General features: G+C 47.4%; 23 protein-coding genes and 1 other RNA gene. 7 read left to right on the forward strand and 17 right to left on the reverse strand.

Annotated features, from left to right (window positions below; all coding sequences use genetic code 11):
- The coding region (locus F458_RS20865; RefSeq protein WP_018983176.1) for a hypothetical protein at positions 1-762 on the forward strand (762 nt) is incomplete at its 5' end.
- Positions 763-1,001: 239 nt separating this feature from the next.
- Here F458_RS20865 and F458_RS0109495 read toward each other — a convergent pair.
- The 3 genes from F458_RS0109495 to F458_RS0109505 all read right to left on the reverse strand — a co-directional run bounded on the left by F458_RS0109495 (position 1,002) and on the right by F458_RS0109505 (position 4,262).
- Complete coding sequence (locus F458_RS0109495; RefSeq protein WP_018983177.1) at positions 1,002-1,823, reverse strand: alpha/beta fold hydrolase; 822 nt, start codon at positions 1,821-1,823, stop codon at positions 1,002-1,004.
- Between the two features lie 18 nt (positions 1,824-1,841).
- The gene (locus tag F458_RS0109500) at positions 1,842-2,468 is read right to left on the reverse strand and encodes a chalcone isomerase family protein (RefSeq protein ID WP_156824215.1); all 627 of its coding nucleotides are present in this window, start codon (positions 2,466-2,468) and stop codon (positions 1,842-1,844) included.
- Positions 2,469-3,101: 633 nt separating this feature from the next.
- Positions 3,102-4,262: a PQQ-dependent sugar dehydrogenase gene (locus F458_RS0109505; RefSeq protein ID WP_018983179.1), complete on the reverse strand. Its 1,161-nt coding sequence runs from the start codon at positions 4,260-4,262 to the stop codon at positions 3,102-3,104.
- Between the two features lie 317 nt (positions 4,263-4,579).
- Here F458_RS0109505 and F458_RS20440 point away from each other — a divergent pair, with 317 nt between their 5' ends.
- Complete coding sequence (locus tag F458_RS20440) at positions 4,580-4,873, forward strand: YkgJ family cysteine cluster protein (RefSeq protein ID WP_083928614.1); 294 nt, start codon at positions 4,580-4,582, stop codon at positions 4,871-4,873.
- Positions 4,874-4,978: 105 nt separating this feature from the next.
- Here the strand turns inward: F458_RS20440 and F458_RS0109515 are convergent, their stop codons facing one another.
- From F458_RS0109515 to gcvT, 7 genes are all read right to left on the reverse strand, one after another.
- On the reverse strand, positions 4,979-5,821 hold the full coding sequence (locus F458_RS0109515) for a formate/nitrite transporter family protein (protein WP_018983181.1): 843 nt from the start codon (positions 5,819-5,821) through the stop codon (positions 4,979-4,981).
- A gap of 541 nt (positions 5,822-6,362) precedes the next feature.
- Positions 6,363-7,079, reverse strand: coding sequence for a hypothetical protein (locus F458_RS0109525; protein ID WP_018983183.1), 717 nt, complete (start codon positions 7,077-7,079; stop codon positions 6,363-6,365).
- A gap of 291 nt (positions 7,080-7,370) precedes the next feature.
- The gene (locus tag F458_RS0109530) at positions 7,371-9,149 is read right to left on the reverse strand and encodes a winged helix-turn-helix domain-containing protein (RefSeq protein ID WP_018983184.1); all 1,779 of its coding nucleotides are present in this window, start codon (positions 9,147-9,149) and stop codon (positions 7,371-7,373) included.
- A gap of 654 nt (positions 9,150-9,803) precedes the next feature.
- Positions 9,804-10,043: a GIY-YIG nuclease family protein gene (locus F458_RS19360; protein ID WP_332307932.1), complete on the reverse strand. Its 240-nt coding sequence runs from the start codon at positions 10,041-10,043 to the stop codon at positions 9,804-9,806.
- A 373-nt stretch (positions 10,044-10,416) separates the two neighbouring features.
- The gene (gcvP, locus tag F458_RS0109545; protein WP_018983187.1) at positions 10,417-13,314 is read right to left on the reverse strand and encodes an aminomethyl-transferring glycine dehydrogenase; all 2,898 of its coding nucleotides are present in this window, start codon (positions 13,312-13,314) and stop codon (positions 10,417-10,419) included.
- Positions 13,315-13,408: 94 nt separating this feature from the next.
- The gene (gcvH, locus tag F458_RS0109550; protein ID WP_018983188.1) at positions 13,409-13,798 is read right to left on the reverse strand and encodes a glycine cleavage system protein GcvH; all 390 of its coding nucleotides are present in this window, start codon (positions 13,796-13,798) and stop codon (positions 13,409-13,411) included.
- A gap of 26 nt (positions 13,799-13,824) precedes the next feature.
- Positions 13,825-14,904 (reverse strand): glycine cleavage system aminomethyltransferase GcvT, encoded by a 1,080-nt coding sequence (gene gcvT, locus F458_RS0109555; RefSeq protein ID WP_018983189.1) that lies wholly within the window; start codon positions 14,902-14,904, stop codon positions 13,825-13,827.
- Between the two features lie 136 nt (positions 14,905-15,040).
- Between gcvT and F458_RS0109560 the strand changes: the two genes are divergently transcribed.
- Positions 15,041-15,895 (forward strand): LysR family transcriptional regulator, encoded by an 855-nt coding sequence (locus F458_RS0109560; protein WP_018983190.1) that lies wholly within the window; start codon positions 15,041-15,043, stop codon positions 15,893-15,895.
- A gap of 158 nt (positions 15,896-16,053) precedes the next feature.
- On the opposite strand, the gene F458_RS0109565 is transcribed toward F458_RS0109560, so the two are convergent.
- From F458_RS0109565 to F458_RS0109595, 7 genes are all read right to left on the reverse strand, one after another.
- Positions 16,054-16,305: an SEL1-like repeat protein gene (locus F458_RS0109565; RefSeq protein ID WP_018983191.1), complete on the reverse strand. Its 252-nt coding sequence runs from the start codon at positions 16,303-16,305 to the stop codon at positions 16,054-16,056.
- 3 nt (positions 16,306-16,308) lie between these two features.
- A complete protein-coding gene (locus tag F458_RS0109570) occupies positions 16,309-16,638 on the reverse strand; it encodes a tetratricopeptide repeat protein (protein ID WP_018983192.1) in 330 nt (109 codons plus the stop codon).
- Between the two features lie 21 nt (positions 16,639-16,659).
- Positions 16,660-17,958: a M24 family metallopeptidase gene (locus tag F458_RS0109575; RefSeq protein ID WP_018983193.1), complete on the reverse strand. Its 1,299-nt coding sequence runs from the start codon at positions 17,956-17,958 to the stop codon at positions 16,660-16,662.
- Positions 17,959-18,024: 66 nt separating this feature from the next.
- A complete protein-coding gene (locus tag F458_RS0109580; RefSeq protein ID WP_018983194.1) occupies positions 18,025-19,197 on the reverse strand; it encodes an FAD-dependent 2-octaprenylphenol hydroxylase in 1,173 nt (390 codons plus the stop codon).
- On the reverse strand, positions 19,184-20,416 hold the full coding sequence (gene ubiH / locus F458_RS0109585) for a 2-octaprenyl-6-methoxyphenyl hydroxylase (protein WP_026294601.1): 1,233 nt from the start codon (positions 20,414-20,416) through the stop codon (positions 19,184-19,186). Before ubiH ends, F458_RS0109580 begins: the two co-directional genes overlap by 14 nt.
- A gap of 12 nt (positions 20,417-20,428) precedes the next feature.
- Positions 20,429-21,736: a Xaa-Pro aminopeptidase gene (gene pepP, locus F458_RS0109590; protein WP_018983196.1), complete on the reverse strand. Its 1,308-nt coding sequence runs from the start codon at positions 21,734-21,736 to the stop codon at positions 20,429-20,431.
- Positions 21,737-22,303, reverse strand: coding sequence for a UPF0149 family protein (locus F458_RS0109595; protein ID WP_018983197.1), 567 nt, complete (start codon positions 22,301-22,303; stop codon positions 21,737-21,739).
- 464 nt (positions 22,304-22,767) lie between these two features.
- On the opposite strand from F458_RS0109595, the gene ssrS reads away from it, so the two are divergent.
- The 4 genes from ssrS (at position 22,768) to F458_RS0109615 (ending at position 25,573) form a co-directional block, all read left to right on the forward strand.
- Positions 22,768-22,951: non-coding RNA, 6S RNA (gene ssrS, locus F458_RS20445), on the forward strand.
- A gap of 23 nt (positions 22,952-22,974) precedes the next feature.
- A complete protein-coding gene (locus tag F458_RS0109605; RefSeq protein WP_018983199.1) occupies positions 22,975-23,868 on the forward strand; it encodes a ribokinase in 894 nt (297 codons plus the stop codon).
- Positions 23,869-23,886: 18 nt separating this feature from the next.
- On the forward strand, positions 23,887-24,828 hold the full coding sequence (locus F458_RS0109610; protein WP_026294602.1) for a nucleoside hydrolase: 942 nt from the start codon (positions 23,887-23,889) through the stop codon (positions 24,826-24,828).
- Positions 24,829-24,979: 151 nt separating this feature from the next.
- Entirely contained in the window at positions 24,980-25,573 is a 594-nt protein-coding gene (locus tag F458_RS0109615; protein ID WP_018983201.1) for a 5-formyltetrahydrofolate cyclo-ligase, read from the forward strand.
- The last annotated feature ends 65 nt before the right edge of the window (positions 25,574-25,638 follow it).

The following is a 25,638-nucleotide window of genomic DNA, read 5'->3' on the forward strand; positions in this document are numbered from 1 at the left end:
ATGAGTAATCACACCCATGTTGTCTTACATGTTGATAAACACAAAGCGCTGAGCTGGACGACCGAAGAAGTATTGCATCGCTGGCATATGCTGCACCGGGGAACAATTTTGACCCGCAAGTTTTTGAGTTTGTCGCAACGCCAGACAATGTCAGAAGCTGAGATAAAAACGGTTGGACAAAGCGCAAAGATATACCGGGAACGTCTTTACGATATCAGCTGGTTTATGCGTTTGCTAAATGAATATATAGCTCGTCAGGCCAATAAAGAAGACGATTGTACCGGTCGTTTCTGGGAGGGGCGCTTTAAGTCTCAGGCGCTAATGGATGAAACAGCGTTGGCCGCCTGCATGGTGTATGTGGACTTAAACCCTGTACGCGCGAATATAGCCGCTAATCCGGAACAATCAGATTACACCAGTATTCAAAAACGTATCGAAGCGGCAAGATTGCATAAGCAACCCCGTGACCTGTTCCCGTTTACCGGGCCGAAGAACCAGCGCACAGGCCATGCAATACCTTTCTGTTTACAGGATTATCTTCAATTAGTGAAGGATACCGCCCGTCATTTCGACACTTCGAGATACGACAAAGTTACAGGCTCTAAAGACATAAAAAACCTGCCGGTGTTAAAACAGGCGGGACTAAGTGCTGAGAGCTGGCATCTGCTTATTACCGGTGTTGAAACACAGTTTTCTACGCGAATTTGTCTGGCAACTATAAGACGTAAGCTAAGCCAGCATAAGAAACGCAAATTAGCTTAACTCGTTTGTCGTCTGAACCTGTTTGGAATCGCCAAACTTCCATTCATATTCTTCGAAGTTACTCCGCGTTCTACTAGCAGGGGCCCCTTCTCCCGTTGGCTACCCCGCTTATTTTATTCAGCATACGGCGCTGTCAATTTTAAAATCGTCTTAAAAACTGATGATAGTTTAAAATTGTCGAAGTGGATGTCCAGGTACCTTCAACATATTTTTAAAAGTGGGTGTCCGTTAATTTTTCACTAAGCATCTTCTGTAGCATGCAAGAAATGGCTATAGGTATTTAATATGGCTGGTCTTTCCCAATGTAAAAAATGCCCCGTGTCAGGAACAAGTTTGTATACACAGTTGGGTATTTTTGTCACTGCAACGCGGATACCGTCGTGATCTAAGATAGTGTCTTGTTCGCCACAAATAACGAGTGTTTTAGCTTTTATTTTGCCCAAGTTAATAAGCTTGCTGATGTCACGACTCGATTTCACAAATTCACAATGTTCGTAAAAGTTCACTAACTCTCTTTCGTCCATATTGGAGAACTGACTAATCATCTGTTGTTTTTGTGAGTCAGGAATATATTGACCAAAGCATTCGATCATTAGCGGCGCAATATTTTCGATATTACCTGTTTTAAACGCAGACTGGCCCTGGTGAATCAAATCTAAAATAGTGTCATTGGTTGATACACCAAAACTCCCCAATATCATTTTATCGATCTTTGTAGGAAATTTTGCTGCGATGTATGCAGCCAGAATGGTTCCCCAGGATGCTGCAGCGAGAACAACTTTGTCAGCTTTAGCAGTTTCGTCTATAACATTTAGCAACACCCGTTGCTGCTCTTCAAAGGTGACGTGGGGTGCACCTGAAAGGATTTCCGCTCTTCCGGTACCTGGCAAATCGAATACAACTACCGAAAAAGAGGATACGAAGTGCTTAACAAAACTTTTCCAAACCGCCATCGTCTGTTTGGCGCCGCTAATACACACAATGGTGTCTGGTTTGTCACCGTAAATGCGATATGGCACATGGAATCTTTTACAACTTATACTGCCTTTTTGAACCTTCACACTATTGCCTCATAACTATCAACGCAATTGGTTTGCTATCAACGCTTTTTTGTCTACTACTGGCTCTGGACCAAACCAAATTGACCAAAGTGCTTTGGTCAATTCAGGGTTATCAGATTCAACGATCTTTCGATCATCAAAGTACACTATAAGCTTGCTGTTATTGCCACGCGATAATATTAAGCTAGAGTTTTCTGATATATCGCTATCGAAACTTTCTGAAAGTTTGGTTATTTTATTTCCAATTTCACGTAAGTCGGCACTAGGACTATTACGCTCTATCCCATCTATCAGTGCTTCCTTCACCTGCTCTCGAGATACATCACGAAGAAACACAATTTCTAATTGCTGCGCAAACTTACCTGTAGTAATAAGCTCAATGAGTTCATCAGTGTCGCCGGAGGTCTCTTCAGGCCATGCCATGAAATGGCTGATTTCATAAATGCTAAAGAAAAAGCGCTTTCTTATTGTGGAGCCACTAAATGTCAATGATTCAGCTCCACCAGAAAATTGAGAAGACACCCGCGTATCAGCGGTTACCGGGTTACTGCTGGTGAGAAAAATCAGCCCCAATAAAGCGACGATAACAATGTGCGACAACAGTTTTTTACAAAGCATAATTCCAACGTTAAAGTTTAATTGCACGCGAAGAGTACATGTTTGATACCTATTACTACAGTATATTAACAAACAATTAATACTTTTGTACTAGCGATTCTGCATTATTACAAAGTAGCTGGGGAGCTGGGCATCCTGGATGAAAATAGAAAGAAGTATCAGTGGTTTAAAGAAATTTCCACAAAGCTATTGTTGTTAAAATGAATGCACCAGTTGGTAGTAATTTATAACTTTGTTTCGAATTTGGTCGATGCTTTTCAATGTTGCAGGGACATTTTTTAAGCGTATCTGGAAACTTCCCGATATGTATTGGATAGAAGCGGATCGGTCAAATTGAAACTCACTTGCTGGCGAGTAAAATTGGCGAGCTCTTTATTTTGCTTACAACATAGCCTTGGATTAACGTAAGGCGACGCGTGTCAGACTGGGGGCCGAGTTGGTATGTGACTAGAGCGGGATAGCATTTTTAGTCGCAACATTCAAAAACTCTCTGAAAAGTGGGTGTCCATACTCGTAGGGGCTTTAAAAGACGTGGGTGTCCATACTCGTATAATACGGGCTAATTCAAGATACCGAATGTGGGTGTCCAACAGCGAACATCCAACAGCGAACAAAGCAACAATGCGCCTTATCAAGGCGCATTGTACTCAAAAATAAGTGCTAGTTACTTTGTAGAATTTTTATTAAGCGTCCGCCTTCTTTGTCTTCAAGCACATAAATATTGCCCTTGCTATCCTGCTCCACTTCTCTAACACGTTTGCCCCACTCATAGCGTTCTGCCTCTTTTGCGTCCCACTCGCCCTCCTCGTTCTGATTGAATGCCACGCGCACCAGCGCTTTTGAGGATAATCCGCCGATAAAGCCGTTCCCCGTCCAGTCGCTGAACAGATCACCTTTATAAATGATAAAACCAGCAGGACTTATGGCTGGTATCCAGGCTAGTTCCGGCGCTTTGAAAACAGGGTAATCCTCATGGTTTGGTATTGTTACGCCAGAATAATGGTCTCCCTGAGAAACCATCGGATAGCCATAGTTGCGACCTCTTTCAATAATATTCAGCTCGTCACCATGACGCGGGCCCATTTCATGGGACCATAAAGTTCCCCGTTCATCAAAATCAATACCCAGTGGGTTACGATGACCCAGAGTCCAGATCTGCTCAGTTACAGCGCCGTTTCCATAAAAAGGATTATCTTCAGGCACACTTCCGTCGGCATTTAGGCGCAAAATTTTTCCCAGGTTCATCGCCATATTTTGCGCCGGGGTAAATTTTTGTCTGTCACCAGAGGTAACAAACAAGTAGCCATCCGGCGAAAACGCCATACGGTGCGAGTAATGGCCGTTACCCGTCATCTTGGGTGACTGGCGCCAAATAATCTCTCGTTCAGCCAAGCTTGCACTGCTATCGGTAAAGTTCAGCTTTGCTCGTTCAATCACTGCGCCACTGTATGCATCATCTTGTGGGTCCCGCTCTATGTAAGAAACATACACTGTGTTATTGGTAGCGAACTCCGGATGGATGATCACATCACCCAGACCGCCCTGCCCCCGCGCGTCGACCTCAGGAACATTGCTAACAGAAAAACGTTTTTGCTGATTCTTATCAAGCAGCCACAGTGTACCTGTCTTTTCAGTTACCAGACTATGACCATCAGGTAAAAACGTCATCGCCCATGGTTGTCCAAATGATGCCTTTACTTCACCTACAAGCGAAGTACCTTCACTACCTTGCAACTGGACCTGTGTAGGCGAATCAGACTGCGCTAAAGTGGTAAATGATGTCGCTATCATGGTAATTAAAAAAATTATTTTCTGGCGCATAGTGGTTCCGAACCTTCTTTAACAATGATGCAATATCCGCCACACCTTAGTGTGACCCGCAAATAATCAACAATAGTACTAGTTACGCGTTTTCCTTACTTAGGCTCAATTTCCCCTGCTATCTGTGACATCTTTTCGCGTCTGGCTGATGGTTCAGGATTACGCCATCACAGCCAAAATGTGGGTGTCTAATCGTGTTTAATAAGATCGGGCCATAATCGGGGGTGCGCTAATCAGGGCAAAAACTATCTGGAGTTTCGGCATAGCTTAACGTAAATTCAAGGTATCATGCCTCATCAATCCGCGTGCAGGTACCCATGAATATACCCGTTAAACAAGCCTCCGCTTCAACCATATCTTGCTCAAACTGCAAAGCGTGCTGCTGCCGCCTTGAGGTTTTGGTTATTTCAGACACGGGCGTACCAGAAGAATTTATCAAAATCGATCAATATGGTGGTGAAACTATGAAGCGACTAAATGATGGTTGGTGCGCCGCGTTAGACAGAGAAACTTTCATGTGTACAATCTATGAAAATAGGCCCTGGATTTGTCGTGAGTTTGAGATGGGCTCTTATGAATGTATAGATGAGCGAATGGCGTTTTTATCATAGGTTCCATTCATTATCCAAGCGCCGTTTTAAAGCTTATGCGTTATTAATCTCTTCATCCACGCAGAGTCCCACTAAAAAGTAAACGACCAAAAGACTGCCGTATATCTACATTTCTTCTCTTATCTGACCATACGCCATCATTGCAAATAACCCTGTGCCACCAAGTATATTGCCCACCAGCGTTGGTCCCAGGTGATGCAAAAAGCCGTCTAAAACGCTTAGTTCCTGGTTAAGCATCATAAGAAATATCTCGTTTGATCCAACAATAACGTGAGTAAATCCACCCGCAGCAATTAGCCATGTAAACAGGATGATTATCCACACTTCAAAGCCTTTTGAGGAAGGTAACATCCATACAATAGCGGCAATTAAAAAGCCTGCTGGTATTCCTCTAAATAGCGCCTCTGCCGGACTTAATTCAATTACGTGACGGGATATCTCGAGTGCCGCCTCTACTATTTCTGGCGAGGACATGCCAGCATTAAGTAGCAGAAACGCGGTAAATAACGTGCCCACAAAATTTGTCACTAATACAACCGACCACAATCGCAAGGTGCAGCCAATGTGATGCTTAGTTTTATGCGCCAGCAGGGGAAGTACGGCGGTCAAGGTGTTTTCAGTAAAAAGCTGTAATCGTGACAAAATGACGAGTATGAAGCCAAAGGTGTAACCAAAAGCCGCAATGAGGTCATAATAAGGATGGTCTGCGCCAATGTTAGTTCTGATTATAGCCTCTGCCAGTACCGAGGTTGATATACCCACACCGGCGGCAATGCCTGACCACCACAGTGATGCAACAGGTCGCTCTAGTTCCTCTCTGCCTTCGCGCAAAATGACTGAATAAACCATGATGGCTGAGAGCCGGGCATTTGCCGACACTTCTTCACGTTCCGATGCACTCAGGTTTTCTTCTGTTTCTGATGGTTTTTCTTTTTTTTCGTTAGCCATAAGTTACCGACTTAAACAATGGATGCTGGGTAGAGAGAAGGAGGAAAGATCACCGCTTAACCATGAGCAGACGGTTAATTTGGGATCACTGCGATTTTACAAAAAACGGTTTCAACCTGTTTATCCTAAAGCTTTGGATGGCCGTATTTTATGGTTTTAGAACCAAGCAAGATAGGCACTACACGCAACAATGGCACACTCTTACCGATATGGCGAGCAAAGATGTGATGCAAGTTATTGTCTCCCTATTAATAAATTTAAAAAAGGCTAACCTTTGCATGCTGTATCTAAATCTAAAAACGACGCCTAAAGAAAATCTGGTTCTTTACTGCTTATCTTCTCACTATGAGTTCATAACCATCCGGCTGTTTGCCCGTAAAATAAAAAAGCGAACTATTATTTATAGCTCGCCCTGTTACCACTAAAATGTTACGTCTTAAAACAGAGCGAACAGGCCCGAATTCAAATGTGCCGGCCGCGTGACCGGTGAGTCAGGCCCCGCCTGTGATAGCTAACGTCAGAGGCCTGTTTAGTGCAGTTTTCAGGCGATAGACAAACGGCTAGACGCATCAGTTCTATTTGCCAGTTGGATTTTTCTTACTGCTAATAGTGCAAAAAACGCAAACAAAAACAGTCCTATTGAGCTTGGACCGGGTACGTTCGTCAGTGTAGCTGACTGTGTAGTGTAATCTTGAAAGATAAGAACGGGGTCATCATTTATCGGATCAGGTCCCGGAATAAACTCAAGTACAGCACCGCAAATAGACAAACCATCACAAATACCCACGTTCTGCGCGGTATATTGGCTAAAAATGTGAACAAATTCGTTACCTAGCCAAAAGTTTGTACTCGGTGAAAATACAGATAAACTCAGGCCCTCGTTTGCATCATCTCCAAGCGCCCCGCCGTCGATATTGTAAGCAATGGCCATAAATGCATTTTCAAAGCTATTCATGTCTGCCACTGACTTATCATAAATCAGCGTTTGTGGCCCCTGGGTTGTGCCAAACCCGGTAAAGGTGACCTCAGCATAATCCAACTCATTACCAAACGGTGTCCCTGTGACCATTTCGCTTAACAGCGAGGACGCATAAATTCTTCCATCATTATCCAAATCGGTGCCGCGAAAGTAACCGTGAACCGAGCCACCAGACGAAAAACCTGTTTGGCTAAACTCAAACGTGATAGGGGCTGCGAATGAGTTTGACAAGCATAATGACGACAGAAGTACTACAAGCATATATTTTAAATGTTTCATCTTAATCCTTAATGTCCGATGTTGAGCCCCTTTACCGGGACTGGTTCTCATTGACGAAAATTTACTATTTTCATGGCTTCCGTGTCTTTGCAGTGGGGCTCAGGCATCGCGAAGCGACAATATTGGAAGCACGTCCAAGTCTGACCGGGACACGGTAAAAAAGAAGAATAGACAAAACACCGTTTTCCCCGAATGGAGAAAACCTAAAATAAACCTAAAATAAACCTAAACACGCTTACTCAGCCCTAATAAATAATATAAAACAGACAGTTAAACTTCGCTGTATTTTATTCACTCACCAGGTGTGTGAGGACAATAATTCGGTCTGTGCCGTTGATACCGCACACCGTAACAATAATCTGGCCATTGCTCGTTGGCTTGCCAAAAGTCAATCAACCCAATTTCTGTAAAGATATTGCTGATCTCTTGCGTGTTTTTTAACTCTAGAAGATTTTTTATATATGAATTATGAAACTGATCCCCTGGTACTAACCAACCATGAGTCAAACCGAGGTCTTTTAGTTGACCACTTGCAATATTTGTTCTGATACGCTCTATTACTTCGTCAGTCATACCGCTACTAACGGCCAAATTAAAGTCGAGAAAAGGCATCGTTTTGATGAGCCCCTGAGCTTCTTCAATTTTGTTTTCGTAAAGAGCTTCCATGACCCGCAAGCGCTGGGCAAAGGCCGGGTGTGCGTCAAGCATGACTTGCGTTTGCTCCAGGTAAGTATCTCGATCATTCTCCATCATCGCTAATTGCAGCTTCAATCCCATAGCATCAAAGCCCTTGTTTGAGCCTAACGCGTTTAAAACGTCGACCTGATACCGAACCTGCTCGATTCGTCCTTGCATACTGTAAATCATGCCTAAAAAACTATGCATGGAAATTGACAAGGGCGAATAATCTAAATGCGTTTTTACTAATGCTGCGGCCTCATTATAGTAGCCTAGATTTAAATAGTGCTCTGCCAGGCGTCTAACGCAAATCGAACATGCCGGCGAAAAGGCAATTGCATCTTTGAGCTTTTCTTTATAGCTTAACCAGTTTGGTTCCCGAAAGTTAATCTCTGTCGTTAGCGCTACAACTACAGGATGTTCAGGCGCTATGGCTTTTGCCTGCTGTAGCAATAAATCATGGCGCATTTTGAAACGAGATACCTGGTCAGTTTCTGTCTCATAAAACGCAAGGGTTCTATACGCGACAGCTTGATTAACAAAGGCCATAACAAACTCTGAATTAGCATTTAAAATCTCATCAAACAGAGCAATGGATTTAAGCAAATTATCTTTGCCACGTTTGTCCATGTAATAGATGGCTTGTTTATATTGTGATTGTATCGTTGCTGATAATTCAGACGTTTCGGGTGGACTCTTTGAATCATCTATCAGCGCGAACATCTTCTTTAAATCATTTGCTGCAACTACCTGCTCCAGCTCAGTTGTGATGTCCCTTTCGGCTTCCCATATTTGATTTTGGTGATTGTCAAAAACCCTTATTTTAATCTTTTTGACGTGAGAATCTTGATTAACTATCCGGTTCAAAGCCACTTTGTACTCAGCCTGCCCGGACATTTCTTCAACAAAGAATTCAGGTGATGCATTCGCAGAAGCAATCAGGTGGGGGGTGATTTGCTCTATTTCGATTGGCGTCGACGTTGACGGCTTAGGTTTTCCAAAGGGGTGTTCCGACACTAACCAAAAAATAAAGACGACTATTGGGCCAACAAGAGCAAATGTTTTAGCTAACGAAACACCGTTGAGCTTAAACTGTCCCGCTGTTCCGTCAATATCGGACTCGGCTTCAATGGACACAGGCTCAACCAGTAACTGGTAGCCTTTCTTGTGGACCGTTTTGATGTAATGGGGTGATTTAGGGTTGTCGCCGAAAACTTTTCTTAGTTCTGAAATGCATCGCGTTAAACTCTCTTCAACGGTAATGCTGCCACTCCATACCCGTCGCATAAACTCATCACGTGACACTACCTGCCCTTTTTTTTCGACCAATAACAATAAAACGGCGATTGTTTTAGCATCAACTTTGTGATGGTCCCCCGACTCGGTGTTCACTATGGTTCCTTCATCAGGAAACACGTGCCAGTGATTGATTATGATAATCATGAACTGATATTAGCCTTTAACCTGAAAAAAAAACTGTTTTTACCCGTCTCTAAATTGCCGTTAGGTTGCTATGTTTGATTTGCGAAAAAACTGAATGTGGCACTGCCTCACTCTGAAAAGCGTCGCCATTAGATAAAAACGCTTACCAGGCTGGGTTATCTCGTTCGAAACGTTGCCCGACATGTTGCGCTATTGATGGTATTGAACCTGCTGGTTCTAAACAGCACTTGTTAAACAGCCTATAAGTGAAGGCGATCACCTGAGAAAAGTATAAGACGAATTTAGGCTATCTACTACTCTCGGTGACAGATGGTTGTAAGTTTGCCTTAGGCGTCGTTTATTTTTCGTATTGAGATAAACGGTCACGCGTTAACGTGGCGAAAGCCGGTTGTTAGTACTGAAATCTTGATACCCAGGTGAAATGCGCCGTACAGAAAATGGCGTTTTTTCCCGCATAGCTCTTTTTATGCACAAATGACTGGACCAGAAAAATCAACGTTTCTTTGAATGGTATAATCCTCAATCATAGAGGCCGGGATCGCCAATTGGTTCTCGTGGAGCTCAATATTACTTCGATTAAAACAGCTTTGGGTATAGGTCGCGCTAGTCAGAGTTAACCTCCGATATTAATTTATTCTTCCGTTGCAGATTCCAATGTTTCAGTCGATTTTCTCTGACTATTGCATTTTCCATATCTTTCCATCGTTCGAAATAAACGCGTTTAGTGAGGCCGTATTGAGTACTAAATCCTTTTACAAGCTTCTTTTTGGGTTGATAAATGCGTTGGATAAGATTGCTGGTAACGCCAAGATATAACATCGTATTGAGATGACTGATTAGAATCTAAACGTTCGGCATTTTCCTGCATAAAATCCCTTCGATGTGTTCAGTAACAATTTAGTTTCTTATGCTGGGTAAGAAAAGGACGGTTTGAGATCAGTCTGCCTGTTTGGGCGATCCCGGCCTTCGCTGGGATGACGGTAGCTCTTATTGAACTCACACCTCATATTTACCAGCGGAATTCAGGGCTAAAAGGAGACCTTCAATGACTATAGTCTGCTCTGTGGCGAAAAGTAGCTTGCCTGGATACGAAGTATTGCCTTGTATCGCATTTTCGTGAAGGAGAAACAAAAAAGCCCACTATATAGTGGGCCTTCGCTTTTAACCGACTTATTTATTCCCATTAAACGACTTATTTCATGGGAACAACAACCTGTTACTCTTCGCGATACGCCTCAATCGGTGCGCACGAACATTGCAGATTTCTGTCGCCATATACATCATCGATGCGATTTACACTAGGCCAGAATTTATTGCGGGCCACTGCAGGAACCGGGTACGCTGCGAGATTACGGTCGTAGCTTCGGTTCCAGTCGCTGTCGCAGATATCAGCCAGGGTATGCGGTGCGTTGTGCAGCGGATTGTCGGTGGCATCCCATTCTCCGCTTTCAACTTTTGCAATCTCCTGACGGATGCTGATCATCGCTTCCACAAAGCGGTCCAGCTCAAATTTGGCTTCTGACTCTGTAGGCTCAATCATTAATGTACCGGCTACCGGGAAACTCATAGTTGGCGCATGAAAACCATAGTCATTGAGGCGCTTGGCGATATCCATCTCGGTCACCGCCGAACCGTCTTTAAGCGGCCGCAGGTCTATAATGCACTCATGGGCTACACGGCCATTCTGACCTTTGTAAAGTACATCGAAATGCCCTTCCAGTGACTTGGCCACATAATTTGCATTCAAAATGGCCACTTGCGACGCTTTGCGTAAGCCCGCTGCGCCCATCATTTTGATGTACATATAGCTTATGGGAAGAATGGAGGCGCTGCCCCATGGTGCGGCAGATACCGCCCCGCAGTTTTCTCCGGCACCATCGATGTTAATCACGCGGTGATTAGGTAAGAAGGGAGCAAGGTGCGATTTAACACCGATGGGACCCATACCCGGGCCGCCGCCGCCATGGGGGATGCAGAATGTTTTATGCAGATTCAGGTGAGAAACATCGGAACCAATAAAGCCCGGTGCCGTGATACCCACCTGTGCGTTCATGTTGGCCCCATCCATGTAGACCTGGCCACCGTGCTCATGCACGATATCACAGATTTCACGAATGGTTTCTTCATAAACACCATGGGTAGACGGATACGTTACCATGGCACAGGAAAGATGATCGCCAACTTCTTTGGCCTTGGCCCGTAAATCATTCAGATCAACGTTGCCATTTTTATCACATTCCACCACCACAACTTTCAGGCTGACCATCTGCGCTGACGCCGGATTGGTACCATGGGCCGAACTGGGGATAAGACAAACATTACGATGGCCTTCTCCACGGCTTTCATGGTAACGCTGAATAGCCAGCAATCCGGCATATTCGCCCTGCGCGCCAGAATTCGGCTGCATCGACATAGCATCGTACCCGGTAATGCTGATAAGCCAGTCGGCCAGCTCATCAATCATTTCATGATAGCCTGTGGCCTGGTCGACCGGTGCGAACGGGTGCAACTGCCCAAATTCAGGCCAGGTAACCGGAATCATTTCTGCCGTCGCATTGAGTTTCATGGTGCACGAGCCCAGCGAGATCATAGAATGATTGAGCGCTAAATCTTTATTTTCCAATGATTTAATATAACGCAGCATTTCCGTTTCAGAGTGATACTGATTGAATACCTCGTTAGTCAGAATATCACTGGTTCTAACCAGATCGTCAGGAATAGAACGGCTACCCTGGGTAGTGACGTCCGCGTCCAGTTTCTCTGTGGTCAGGCCATGATCCTGGCCAAGCAGTACGTCAAACAGGGTATGGATATCTTCGCGCGTGGTGGTCTCATCCAGCGAAATACCTACTGCCCCGTCTAGATCAGCGCGTAAGTTAATCCCTTCATCATAAGCACGGCGAAGTACGGCGGCCTTGTCATCCACTTTTACGGTGAGCGTATCAAACCAGGTGTTGTGCATAAGAGCCAGCCCTTTGCCGCTCAGACCGCTAGCCAGAATATCGGTCAGGCGGTGGATGCGGCGGGCAATGGTTTTCAGCCCTTCCGGACCATGATAGACCGCATAGAAAGAGGCCATATTGGCCAGCAATACCTGAGCTGTACAGATATTTGAGTTGGCTTTTTCACGACGGATATGCTGCTCACGGGTCTGCAGTGCCATACGTAGTGCAGGACGACCGCGGGTATCTTTGCTTACCCCGATTATCCGGCCTGGCAACGAGCGCTTAAATTTATCCCGTGTAGCGAAAAATGCAGCATGCGGTCCGCCGTAGCCCATTGGCACACCGAAACGCTGGGCGCTGCCCAGGGCTACGTCAGCGCCCAGTTCACCCGGGGATTTTAGCATGACCAAGCTCATGAGATCAGCGGCAACCGCAACAATGCCTTTTTTCGCCTGCACAGCGCTGATGATATCTCTGATATCTTTAACTTCACCGGTACTTGATGGATATTGTAACAGCGCACCAAATACATCATGCTCAGCGGCCTGTTCAGCCGGGCCGGTAACAATCCCGAACCCGAACATTTCAGCGCGGGTTTCTACCACATCTTTCGTCTGGGGATGAACATCGTCGGCTATGAAAAACAGGTTGGCTTTTTTATTTTTTGACACACGTTTGGCCAGCGCCATGGCTTCTGCTGCGGCGGTACCTTCGTCAAGTAGTGAGGCTGAGGCAAGCTCAAGGCCAGTCAGGTCAATCGTTACCTGCTGAAAATTTAAAATGGCCTCAAGACGACCCTGAGCGATCTCTGGCTGATAGGGCGTATACGCCGTATACCAGCCCGGATTTTCCAGCACATTGCGCAAAATCACGTTGGGAACGTGGGTATCATAGTAGCCCATGCCAATGAACGAGCGATTAATCTTGTTTTTAGCGGCAACGGCTTTTAACGCTGCCAGCGCTTCTACTTCGGTGGCCCCCTCTCCGGCGTTAATCGGCGCTTCCAGCTGAATGCCGGCGGGCACTGTCTGGCTGGTAAGATCTTCTAAAGACTCTGCACCGATGGTGTTTAGCATCTGGGCAATTTCTTCTTCGCCCGGGCCGATATGGCGACGAACGAACGCATTTTTCTGCTCTAACTGAGCAAGTGTTAAGGCTTTGTCTGACATAGCAAAAGTACGCACGCTTAAGAGTTGGTGAATAATAAAAGGGGCATATTCACAGCCCCTTTTAACAAATATGTCGTTGAATCAGCTGAGCTGGTTATTCTTCGTCAATAGACGCCTGGTAACCGGCGGCGTCCAGAAGATTTTCAACTTCGCCTTCATCGTCGGCTTTGATTTTGAACATCCAGCCATCGCCGTAAGAATCAGAATTAACCAGTTCTGGCGACTCTTCCAAATCTTCATTCACTGCAACGACTTCACCACTGATTGGCGCATAAACGTCTGACGCTGCTTTTACCGATTCAGCTACCGCAATGTCATCACCAGTGCTGACCTGGTCACCGACATCCGGCAACTCAACAAATACCATATCACCCAGCAGGTCCTGAGCATGCTCAGAAATCCCTACTGTAAAAACGCCGTCTCCTTCAGGACGAACCCACTCGTGAGTTGCAGCGTAGCGTAAATCTTTTGGAATATTGCTCATTGTTTTTCCTGACTTAAAGTTAAAAGTTAAAGAACACTCTTACCGTTGCGAACAAAGCTAGGCTTAACAACGTCTACTGTAACCCACTTTTTGCGCATTTCCACCTCGACCTGACTGCCGGTGTCGGCAGGTACACGCGCCATGGCGACAGCGTGGCCGAGTGTAGGCGAAAACGTGCCAGATGTAATCACACCCTCACCATTTTCTGTTCTGATTTTCTGACCCGCGCGCAGCACACCTTTTTCTTTCATGACCAGACCAACGAGCTTATCGGTACGTTGCTCGCGTTGGACTTCAAGCGCTTTTCTACCCACAAAGTCTCTATCGGCTGGCTCCCAAGTAATGGTCCAGCCCATATTTGCTGCCAGCGGCGAGACTGATTCGTCCATATCCTGACCATACAGGTTCATTCCTGCTTCAAGACGCAGCGTATCGCGAGCCCCCAGGCCGCACGGTTTGACACCAGCATCAACTAAGCTCTGCCAGAACTGTTCGGCCCGTGCTACAGGTACCATGATCTCATAACCTGCTTCACCGGTGTACCCTGTGGTAGCGATAAATAAATCTTCCGCCTGTACACCAAAGAAAGGCTTCATCCCTTCGACAGCTTCTTTTTGTGCTGCACTGAATAATGTAGCCGCCTTTTCTTTAGCGTTGGGCCCCTGAACGGCAATCATGGCGAATTCAGAGCGCTCGGTAATAGTGACCTCAAAGCCTTCTGCTTTTGACAGCAGCCAGTTCATATCTTTTTCACGCGTGGCTGAATTCACTACCAACCGATAGTTAGTCTCGTCAAAGTGATAGACAATCAGATCATCAACCACTCCACCCTCTTCATTAAGCATGCCACTATACAGCGCCTTGCCTTTATCTTTTAGCTTGGCCACATCATTGGCCAGCAGGTAGCGTAAATAATCTTTAGCTTGTGGCCCTGTCGCATCCACAATAGTCATGTGCGAGACGTCAAACATCCCGGCATCCTGACGCACCGCGTGATGCTCCTCAATTTGTGAACCATAACTGATGGGCATCTCCCAGCCGAAAAAGTCGACCATTTTGGCCCCGGCTTCCAGATGCTTAGCGTGTAACGCTGTTGTGCTGCTCATTTATCTCAACCTTTATGGATTGCGAATTATTGGGCAAGTATAGGGTCACAACACCTTTGTAACAAATTGGAATTTCTTATCATTACATTTAAAAGTATAATGTCTAAAGCATCCATCATCAGAATTTCTAATCTTTATGCAACAGCTTTCCCTGGATAACTTACGTACCTTTGTCAGTGTCATTGAACAGGGCGGCTACGCTAAAGCCGGTGAATGGCTGGGCCGTTCGCAGCCCGCCATCAGTTTGCAAATTAAAAAGCTGGAGGCGCAGCTGGACCGTAAGTTGTTCACTAAGGTAGGCCAGCGTCACGTACCCAGCGCTGATGGTAACTGGCTGTATCCTAAAGCCAAAGAAATGCTGGAAATGAATGATGGTATTTTCCGGGCGCTCTCACCGGCCCCGCTTAGCGGTCGTTTACGTCTGGGTATTCCCAGCGAGTTTGCATCCACGCTCTTGCCTGGCCTGATTGGCGAATTTTCTAAACGTTATCCGGACGTCTCACTAGAGGTAACCTCTGCATTGAGTCGGGATTTGCTACATCAGTCCCGGCGGGATAACTTTGATTTGATTCTGGCGCTGGCCAATCCAGGTGAGCAAACCGACGGGGAACTGGTTTTACAGGATGACATAGTGTGGGTGGGTGACACCAATCTGGCATTTCACGGCGATGGGATCGCTTTAGTCCTGGCGCCCGATGGCTGTGTATATCGCAGCCGGGTGATCACCCAGCTCAAACAGCAAACACGGGCGTGGAAGATAGCCTATACCAATGCTGATTTAGCTGGCCTTACTGCCGCTATTCAGCAAGGCCTGGGGATCACCGCATTAGCGCGCTCAAGTATACCGGGCAACCTGACTGTGCTTAAACACCGGTTTCTGCCAGAATTAGGCAAGGTGAATATCTGCCTGTTCAACCAGGATACGCAGCACCCGCTGGTGAGTAAAACACTGGCTGAATTTATTACCTCCCGGCTTACCACTGGTGCTTAATTCAGCTGTGTGCCAGCCAACACCTGGGCGCGTTCCTACCCGGCCTGGGTCCGTTCTGTCAGTGTTGTAGCAGTAAATGTAATGGCAGCAGCCTGTTGCCGGGCCTGCGCTTTTTGCTCACTGGGTCAGCGCATTTTCAATAGTATTGCGACGAGCATTTAGTCGTTCGCCGCCGGCAGATTCTGGTAATAACAAAAAATATTGCCAAGCTTTAACCGGGTCGTATACCGGGTGGTCTTTTCACTGTAAAGCAAGGCCGTGGCGAACAATGCAGAGCGATCCCCCTGCTCCGCAGCACGTTGTAACCAGCTTAATGCTTTTGCAAAATCATCCTGCTTAAAATCATCGCCTGCCACATCATACTGAGCGAGCGCATAACTCGCCTCCGCGGCTTCTTCTTTTAATGCCAAGCCTTACTGGGTATCCAGTGTAAGCCCTTCGAGCGTTCCAAACTGCCCTATCAGATAACAACCCAGCTTATACTTGCCAAGTGGATCGCCGCCTTCAGCAGACCGTCTGATATAACTGAGCGCCCGGGTTGGTGAGCGCGCCACGCCGACTCCGTTATTGTAAAACATCCCCAGATGATAGTGAGCTTCCGCGTTACCCTGCTTCGCCAACGCCGAAAGCTGTTTAATGACAGATTGGGAAGACGGGGTAGTTTGTGAGGCGTTTGTATCTTGGGCCAAGACAAAGCCAGGCTGACCGAGGGTCAGGAATATAAGCAGTAACATCCGTGGCATAGATCTGTCCTTATTGAATGACTAAACAGTTAACGGGGCAAGTTCACCGATAGGTGATTCAAGACTTTTGGGCGGGCGCGTAAACCATTGTGGCCCTTGTTCGGTAATGTAAATACAGTCTTCCAGACGGACGCCAAACTCACCGGGGATATAAATACCAGGTTCATTGGAAAAACACATTCCAGGTGCCAGCTGCTGACTTTCTCCCTTAACAAAATTAACCCGTTCATGGCCCTGCATACCAATGCCATGACCGGTTCGGTGGGACAGTCCGGGTAACTGGTATTCTGGCCCATATCCCTGGGCTTTATAAAACTGGCGTACAACATCATCAACACTTCCGGCAGTATGACCCGGCTGCGCTTGTTTGAAGACTTTTTGTTGCCCCTCGCGCACGTGCTGCCACACTTTTTGCTGTTTTTTACCCGGCTCACCAAATACAAATGTGCGACTGATATCTGACTGATAACCATGCACTGCACAGCCGCAGTCCATCAATACCACAGAGCCTTCTTTGATAATTTGTTCCTGTCGGGTGCCGTGGGGATAAGCCGACGCTTCGTTAAACAGTGCCATATTCCAGATGTTGCTGCCGCCAAGCTTTTGCTGCGCTGACTGCATCAGGCCTTTTACATCCGCCTGAGTCATACCCGCCTCAAGGTTGCGATAAACATGATCATAAGCGCGCAACGTGACTTCATTGGCTTTGTGCATCAGGCGCAATTCGTGTTCAGATTTGTACATACGACAGCCCAGCGTTACCGGCTCGGCAGATACATTGGTCATATTCGGCAATAACGGCATCAAACCGTTTAATACAAAATAGCGTACGCTTTGCTCAAACCCGATATTACCTTTAGTCGCTTTGCGGTCTTTGAGCACCTGCTGAACCTGCTTGAACGGGCTTTGATGCTCCTGCCACACGCGGATATCGTCACCTACCTGGAGTGTTTCTTTTACACTGGGTGCTTCAAAGAAAGGTGTGATCACAGCGATTGCGCCTTCCCGGGGAATAACAACCGCGGTGAGTCGCTCACTGCGCCACCACTGGATCCCGGTGAAATAATCCATGGCAGCCCCCGGCTCAATAATTAACGCCGCCATATTATGTTGGGCCATTAACGATTGGGCCTGTTTAATGCGCGCTTTGCGTTCCTGCGCTGAAATAGGTTTTGCCGAGCCGGTGATATCAGTCAGTTTGTTATCGGTATAAAATGCGTCGTCAGCTGATGTTTGCGCTTTAGCAGAAAGAGATGCTGAGAGCAGCGAGGCGGAGGCCAGCCCGGTACCGGAAAATTTTAAAAATGCACGCTTATCCATGAATAGTCCCGTTTTTATTTAACACAACTATCATGCGCAGTCTGGCGCAGGTTTGCAAATATCCTGTTAAAATCCCATCGCCTGGCTGATCAGCTTACGTTTTACCGCTGGTAGGTGGTCGGTAGTCATCAGGCCCACTCCTCTGATCATTTTTTTCACCGGGTTATCACCTTCAAACAGCATTTTAAAACCATCCATTGCGCTGATCATTTTCATCGTCTCTGCTTTGCGCTCCCGTTCAAATGGGCGCAGATACCGCAGTCGCGACAATGATTTATTCTCCTGATGCAATTGCTTAAGCACCCGGGCCAACGACAATGCATCCTGCATGCCCAGATTAGCGCCCTGCCCGGCCAGCGGGTGGATAGTATGTGCTGCATCTCCAATGATCACCGCACCTTCACGCACCCATTGACGGGCATAGCGCATGGTCAGCGTGAATGACTGCCGCTCACTGTCAAGCGTGATGACACCTGCTTCACTATTGGTCGCTGCGGTCAGTGCATGGGAAAAATCTTCTTCGCTCAGTTGCATGAGCAACTCAGCCTGCTCAGTATGTTGTGACCAGACAATGGAACACAAATGTGGGTCACTTAATGGTAATAATGCCAGCGGCCCGTGTGGGGTAAACACCTGTCGGGCTGTTTGGTCATGTGACTCACTGGTTTTCACCGTTGCCACGATGGCGGTATGACCATAATCACGAAATGAAATAGGCAAACCGGCCTGTTTGCGAACAAAAGAATTTGCACCATCTGCACCGACCAATAATTTACAGGACAGCACATCGTCGTTATCCAGCATCAGCATGGTCTCGTGCTCACCCCACAAAACTTTGTTGATGGCACTGTTTATCACCACCGTATCATCCTGACCAGTGACCCGCGTCGCCAGGGCATTGGTTAATACCTGGTTTTCCACGATATGCCCCAACTGAGGCCGCTGCATCTGTTCATGATCAAAATGAATGTGCCCAAAACTGTCTTTATCCCAGACATGCATATGACCGTAGGCCGCAATGCGATCTGTAGGTAAATGTTGCCAGACTCCCAGGGCCCTCAGCGCTTCACGATTGGCTTCATTAATTGCACTGACCCGCAGCAAGGGCGATTCAGGCACAGGTTGTTCAAGGGGGACATTGCTGATAACGGCAATATTAAGGCCATTACCCGATAATGCTGTGGCCAGAGTCAGCCCGACCATACCGCCACCAACTATTGCAACATCAACTTTTTGCATGATTTTTTGTTCCTGTGGTTGCCGGCCCGTAACCGGTGGTTTGCCGGACAAATGCGTGCTGAACGGTGCGTAAATTATCCATAGCGATTAATCCCAGGTTGCGCCCTGCTACCAGTGGAAAATGTTGATTAGAAAAACTGCGTACAAGGGTATCAGTCAGCCACACGGTTTGTTCACGATCGCCAGTGCGCTCAGCTGTGTAGTTTTTCAATGTGGCGTAGCTGCCGGGATCAGACACACTGTGTAAACAGTTAATCATTGCCATGGCATCTCTTAACCCCAGATTAAAACCTTGTCCGGCAATCGGATGCAGTGTTTGCGCAGCATTACCGGCTACGGCAACACGATGGGTGGCGAGGCGATCGGTCTGGCGCAATGATAAGGGGTAACTGGTGCGCTCGCCGGCTTTAACAATCCGCCCGTGGCGATAACCGAACGCTTTTTGTAAGGCCCGGATAAACGCATGGTCGGGCATACTCTCAAGCGCAACAGCCTGATCGGGGCTTACTGTCCAGACTACCGAAAAGCAGTGCCGCCCACGTTCATCCGCTGGGGTATTAAATGGTAGAAAGGCCAGGGGTCCGTCTGCGGTAAAACGTTCATAGGCTTTGTTGTTGTGAGGCAATGACATACTGACATTACAAATAACGGCGACCTGGTCATAGCTATGAGTGATGCGCTCAAAACCCAGTTGTTCACCGAGGCTCGAGCGACCACCATCGGCTAGCACAACCAGCTTTGCCGTTAGGCTTGTGTCATCACTCAAGGTTAACGTGACGGTTTCCTGCTCGCGGTGCACAGCCCTGACGGTGGTATTTTCCAGCCGGTTTACCGCGGTTTTGCTAACGGCGCAGCTAAGCATTGCGCCTAATTCGGACAACGCTATTACATGACCAAAAGCATCTAGCTCAAACTCCCTGGATTCCAGCTGGCACAACCCAGCCGCGCCTTTGTCTGACACCTGGATAAAGTGAATAGGGGCAGCATCTGCTTCGATGACATCAGCACCAATATCCCGCAACTCCTCGACGGTTCGTCGGGACAATGCAATAACCCGTGCGTCAAACCCGGGATGCCCCTCGCTGGTGTCCAGTGAGTTGGCATCGATCACAGTAGTATCAAACTCGGTGCGCTTGGCAATACCGAGCGCCAGTGCGCTGCCTACCGTACCGCCACCGATAATTGCAATATCTGTTGTTACTACCGATTTGTCTGTCACATTCATTCTCTTTTATTGTTTTAGTGCCTCAATCTCTTCAACAGTTTTTGGCACATCACTGGTGAGAATATCAATGCCGGTGGCAGTAATCACCACATCATCCTCAATCCTTACACCAATCCCCCGATAGGCCTCATCAACGCTCGCCTGAGGGCTAATATAAATGCCTGGTTCCACGGTAATAACCATACCAGGCTGCAGTGGCCTGTCCTCGCCATCAATCCGGTAGTTGCCAACATCATGAACATCCAGGCCGATGAAATGTCCCAGACCATGCATAAAATAAGCGCGCCAGGTCTCATTTTCCAAATTTTCACTAACAGAACCCGTCAGAATGCCAAGCTCCACCAGCCCTTCGGTGATGACCTCAACAACCCGCAAGGTGGCGTCTTTTAAGGTGACACCTGGGGTTATAAAATTCAGCGCGTTTTGCTGAGCACGCAAGACAAGATTATAAATATCTTTTTGTGGTTTTGTGAACTTGCCTGAGACCGGGAACGTTCGCGTTATGTCTGCAGCGTAACCCATGTATTCGGCTCCGGCGTCAATAAGCACCAGCTCGCCGGCTTCCATGACTTTACTGTTTTCAGTGTAATGCAGGACGCAGGCATTTTCGCCGCTGCCCACAATAGTGGCATAGGCCGGTGATCGGGCACCCGCCATGGCGAACTCATGATGCAGCTCGGCTTCTAATTGGTATTCATAAACGCCCGGCTGGGCGGTTGTCATGGCGCGTTTGTGCGCCGCGGCGGATATTTTGGCCGCGGCTTTCATCACTGCGACTTCGCTGGCAGATTTGAACAGGCGCATTTCATGGAGGATGGGCCGCAGATCATGCATTGATGGGGGTGCACAATCCTCCTTTGGCGCTTCGCGCAGTGTTTTTAGCGCTTCATGCACCATCGCATCAGCATGGGGGTACTGTCCCTGCGCAAAATAGACGTGAGTATGGCCAAACAACCACTCCATTAAAACTTCCGGTAATTCGGAAAGATCGTAAGCTTCATCCAGATCGAATCGGGCAATGGCGGCCTGGGCACCAAGTCGCCGGCCTTGCCAAATCTCCTGAGATGCATCTTTGGGCTGGCACACCATGGCTGAAAAAGATTGTTGATGACGGTCATGATTAGACAGTAATAACCAGGTATCGGGCTCATTAAAACCGGTGAGATACCAAAAATCACTGTCCTGGCGAAAGGTGTATTCCGTATCGCGACTGCGAGTTACCAGCCGCGCGGCCGGAACAATACAGACGCTGTTTGGCGCACATTGCCCCAACAGGCGCTGCCGGCGGGCAATAAATTCTTGCTCATTTATCATTTAGTGTACCGAGGGTGTGTCTTTTTGATCGTCCAGTAACGATCCTCCCAACTCGCTAAAGCAAAGCAGGGCCGATACCTTGACATATTCCACCACTTCATAAAGCGCTTTTTCTGATGCTTCATCAGCATCCATGGGCTCTTCCATGCGTGAAATGTCGGAAAAATCATTCAACGCTTCTTTGATGTCTGCGGAGCATTGCATGAGGTCTTGCTGATGCAAACCGAAGCCCAGCATAAACCCTTGTACCCAGTTGATAAGCGCGACGCCGCGGTCGTTTATCGGCGTTTGATCATCAGGCAGCATCATTTGCAGGCTAAACTCCCCTTCAAGCAACTGCTCGCAGGTTTGGCTATAGAGCTGTTCCAGTTTGAAGCCCAACCTCTGAGAGAATGCTTCCCCCTCGTTCGTGGTGTCTGCCAGGACCGATTGCCATTTCTGATCTGTCAGCGACATACCGCCACACAACATACCGCACATAATGCCGTGAATTTCAGCCGCGTCGGCATTTACTGAGTCCTGAAATAGCGCGTTGGTTATGTTGTCATAATCAAGTTGTTTGTCCACGGTTTACCTTATCACGATGGGATTAGTGTCAGCGCTCATCCTAGCAAAAACCCATGTCAAAGCCCAGTTCCACTGGCACTTGATGATGCAGTATCGACCTGTAAGATATAAATATAGCAAAGGCAGATAAAAGTACAGTGCTCCGATCAGCGGCACTTATTCTTCGTTCACTGAGTAAATCTGGTATTCGCTCTTTCGCTTGTTCGGTTTATCCTTTAAGATCGCACTGACAGAAATTTCTTTGACCATCTGGTCAAGTTACGGTTGAAATTTTTGAGCGCAACAACATAATCGTGGTTTGCGTTAGTGCGAAGATGTTTAGTCTTTCACTGGTGTTATTTGCAGACAATACTTTGCAAGCAGTAAGTTGCAAGCAGTAAGCCAACGATTGGCAAAACGGTGTGATTGATCTCTTCACGCGCCTGTGCGTTTGATATACCCTGTTGCGCTTTATAATTGATCAATGTCTCCTGGGATGTTTGCCAGTTCATTTCATGTCCCTGGCCGATGCTTTTTAAAAAGGAAGTTGAACTTATGACTATTGAGCAAGCTCGGCGCGTATCGAGAAGCCTACGGTCATGATGATTCTTCCGCCGTGAACCTTTCGGCTCACGGGCGAAAAATGAACAGCGGCATCTTGGGAGACGCCCTCTTTTCGACGAGAAAAAGAAATGGCTGTAATTAATTTCGGTTCCATCAATATCGATCATGTATATTCGGTGGACCACTTTGTAAAACCAGGTGAAACCCTGGCCTCCTCAAACTATCAGCAACTACTGGGTGGCAAAGGCGCAAACCAGTCTATTGCTCTGGCTCAGGCCGGTGCTGATGTGCAACATGTTGGCAGTATTCACGAATCAGATGCATCGTTTAAACAGACCCTGATTAAAAATGGGGTAGATTGCCGATATGTTCATTGCCATGATGTGCCCTCTGGTCATGCCATTATCCAGGTCACCCCGAGTGGTGAAAATGCGATTGTGCTATTTGGCGGAGCAAATCAGACAATAACGCCGGATACCGTCCAAAAAGCGTTATCAGATACCGGCTCATCCGACTGGGTACTGACCCAAAACGAAACCAGCTGCATTGATGAGGTTCTCAAACAGGGACGGGAAAAAGGCCTTAAGGTTGCGTTTAATCCGGCGCCAATGAACAGCAATGTTTTAGCGTTGCCTCTGGATTGCGTGGATTTGCTTATTGTGAATGAAACTGAAGCCGCAGCCATTACCCAAAAAGAAAGCCTGGAAGATATCGTCTCCTATTTTCAGCAGGAATGGCAACACGCAGAAGTTCTCATTACGCTGGGCAAAGAAGGCGTGATGATGATTCGCCAGGACGATGTCATTGAGGTGCCGGCTTTTACCGTTGAAGCAGTAGACACCACTGCGGCAGGCGACACCTTTATCGGCTATTTCTTATCAGCTTACAGCAACCACACCGATGCTCGTCAGGCCCTTATCCGTGGCTGCGCCGCCTCAGCGCTTGCGGTAACGCGCCAGGGCGCTGCCCAGTCAATCCCTTCCCGGCAGGAAGTTGATCGTTTCATGGCAAAACACGCCTGATATTTGGAACCCAAAATAATGACTCACAAAATAATTTTAGATACCGATCCGGGCATTGATGATGCAATGGCCATTTTCTTTGCTTTTCAGTCGCCTGATATTGAAGTACTTGGGCTGACCACTGTTTTTGGTAACGTGCCGGTTGACATGGCAGCAAAAAATGCCATCACGCTGTGCAAGCTGGCAGGTAAAGACATTCCGGTGACCAAGGGTGTCGCTATGCCCTGGGTGGGCCCAGAGTCTTCTTATGCCCATTTTGTGCATGGCGATGACGGCTTTGGCAACATCGATTTTCCCGCCGCAGAAGGTGAGCTTGATCCGCGCAGTGCTGCCCAGTACATAGTTGATATGGCCCGCGAAAATCCCGGGGAAATTACACTGGTGGCCATTGGGCCGCTGGGTAACCTGGCTCTGGCGTTGCGCCTGGAGCCTGAATTACCAAAACTGGTTAAGGGTGTCAGTATTATGGGTGGTGCAGCCTTTGTTCCTGGCAATGTTACACCTGTGGCCGAAGCCAATATCTGGAACGACGCCCACGCCGCCGATATTGTTTTTTCAGCCGAATGGGACATCACCATGTTTGGCCTGGATGTGACCAATACTGTTCGCTTTAAAGAAGCATTTGTAGATACGCTGGCGCAGAAAAATCAGGAGCTGGGCGGTTTTGTACAAAAGTCAGCCCAGTTCTATATCGATTTCTACACCAAAGAAGGTGAAGACCGGGTTTGCTGTTTCCACGATGCGTTCCCACTGGCACATTTAATCCAGCCGGATTTATTTGAGTTTACTGAAGGTCAGGTCCGGGTTTCTACTGACGACCTGAACCGCGGTCAGACGATTGTCGCGCCTTACGGCACCACAGCAAGCCCGCTGTGGACCGAAGCCCAGTCAATCAAAGTGGCCACCAGGGTGGATGCTCAACGCCTGGAAACATTATTTATTGATACCTACGCCAAATAATCACCTTTATGGCGTTCTAAGAATACCGGCATAACGCCGGTATTTTTTTACCAGAAACACAGTCTGCGTCTCTGCGCATCTACCACCTCTTGCAATCAGGTTATTTACCCGTATTCTAAGCGCATTATTACACCAAAAAAATGCCGTTTGTATGACCGACCAACCCAGCCGCGGGCAGCTGCGTCAGGTATTGCGACAAGCTCGCAGAAACCTTACCGGTGACCAGCAACAGGCTGCTTCACAGGCTCTTTTAGAACAGCTCTCTCGCCAGGAAGCGTTTGTTCAAGCAAAGCGCATCGCCGCATATCTGGCCAATGATGGCGAGCCAAATCTGACGCCTGTCATTAATTTTTGTCAGCAATCTGGAAAAGCGGTTTCGTTGCCCGTGCTTCATCCTCTGACAAAAAAACACCTGCTGTTTTTAGATTACACCGCCACGACCCCGATGCGGCTGAACCGGTTTAATATCGCAGAGCCGGAACTGGTCTGTCAGGCTATTCGGCGATTGGATGAGCATGATGTTATCCTGATGCCGTTGGTGGGTTTTGATGCCGCGGGAAATCGTCTGGGCATGGGTGGCGGCTTTTACGATCGCACGTTAGCGTACCACTCGAAAGCCGCTAAAGGCCCTACACTCATTGGTGTAGCGCACAGCTGTCAAGAGGTAGAACAATTACCGGTCGCTCCCTGGGATGTGCCTTGCGATATGATTGTGACACCGGATAACATTTGGCGTTATGAATAATTAACTGATTATTTGACGAGGCTGCGCTGGCTGTATAGATGGTCTGCCTGTGATGAACGTTCCCC

The organism is Salinimonas chungwhensis DSM 16280 (assembly GCF_000378185.1).
Taxonomy (GTDB): Bacteria; Pseudomonadota; Gammaproteobacteria; order Enterobacterales; family Alteromonadaceae; genus Alteromonas; species Alteromonas chungwhensis.

Bases quoted from the DNA above. Each gene is read 5' to 3' on its own strand.
- F458_RS0109505 (WP_018983179.1), bottom strand. From the start codon at position 4,262: ATGCGCCAGAAAATAATTTTTTTAATTACCATGATAGCGACATCATTT.
- F458_RS20440 (WP_083928614.1), top strand. From the start codon at position 4,580: ATGAATATACCCGTTAAACAAGCCTCCGCTTCAACCATATCTTGCTCA.
- F458_RS0109515 (WP_018983181.1), bottom strand. From the start codon at position 5,821: ATGGCTAACGAAAAAAAAGAAAAACCATCAGAAACAGAAGAAAACCTG.
- F458_RS0109525 (WP_018983183.1), bottom strand. From the start codon at position 7,079: ATGAAACATTTAAAATATATGCTTGTAGTACTTCTGTCGTCATTATGC.
- gcvP (WP_018983187.1), bottom strand. From the start codon at position 13,314: ATGTCAGACAAAGCCTTAACACTTGCTCAGTTAGAGCAGAAAAATGCG.
- gcvH (WP_018983188.1), bottom strand. From the start codon at position 13,798: ATGAGCAATATTCCAAAAGATTTACGCTACGCTGCAACTCACGAGTGG.
- gcvT (WP_018983189.1), bottom strand. From the start codon at position 14,904: ATGAGCAGCACAACAGCGTTACACGCTAAGCATCTGGAAGCCGGGGCC.
- F458_RS0109560 (WP_018983190.1), top strand. From the start codon at position 15,041: ATGCAACAGCTTTCCCTGGATAACTTACGTACCTTTGTCAGTGTCATT.
- F458_RS0109570 (WP_018983192.1), bottom strand. From the start codon at position 16,638: ATGCCACGGATGTTACTGCTTATATTCCTGACCCTCGGTCAGCCTGGC.
- F458_RS0109575 (WP_018983193.1), bottom strand. From the start codon at position 17,958: ATGGATAAGCGTGCATTTTTAAAATTTTCCGGTACCGGGCTGGCCTCC.
- F458_RS0109580 (WP_018983194.1), bottom strand. From the start codon at position 19,197: ATGCAAAAAGTTGATGTTGCAATAGTTGGTGGCGGTATGGTCGGGCTG.
- pepP (WP_018983196.1), bottom strand. From the start codon at position 21,736: ATGATAAATGAGCAAGAATTTATTGCCCGCCGGCAGCGCCTGTTGGGG.
- F458_RS0109605 (WP_018983199.1), top strand. From the start codon at position 22,975: ATGGCTGTAATTAATTTCGGTTCCATCAATATCGATCATGTATATTCG.
- F458_RS0109610 (WP_026294602.1), top strand. From the start codon at position 23,887: ATGACTCACAAAATAATTTTAGATACCGATCCGGGCATTGATGATGCA.
- F458_RS0109615 (WP_018983201.1), top strand. From the start codon at position 24,980: ATGACCGACCAACCCAGCCGCGGGCAGCTGCGTCAGGTATTGCGACAA.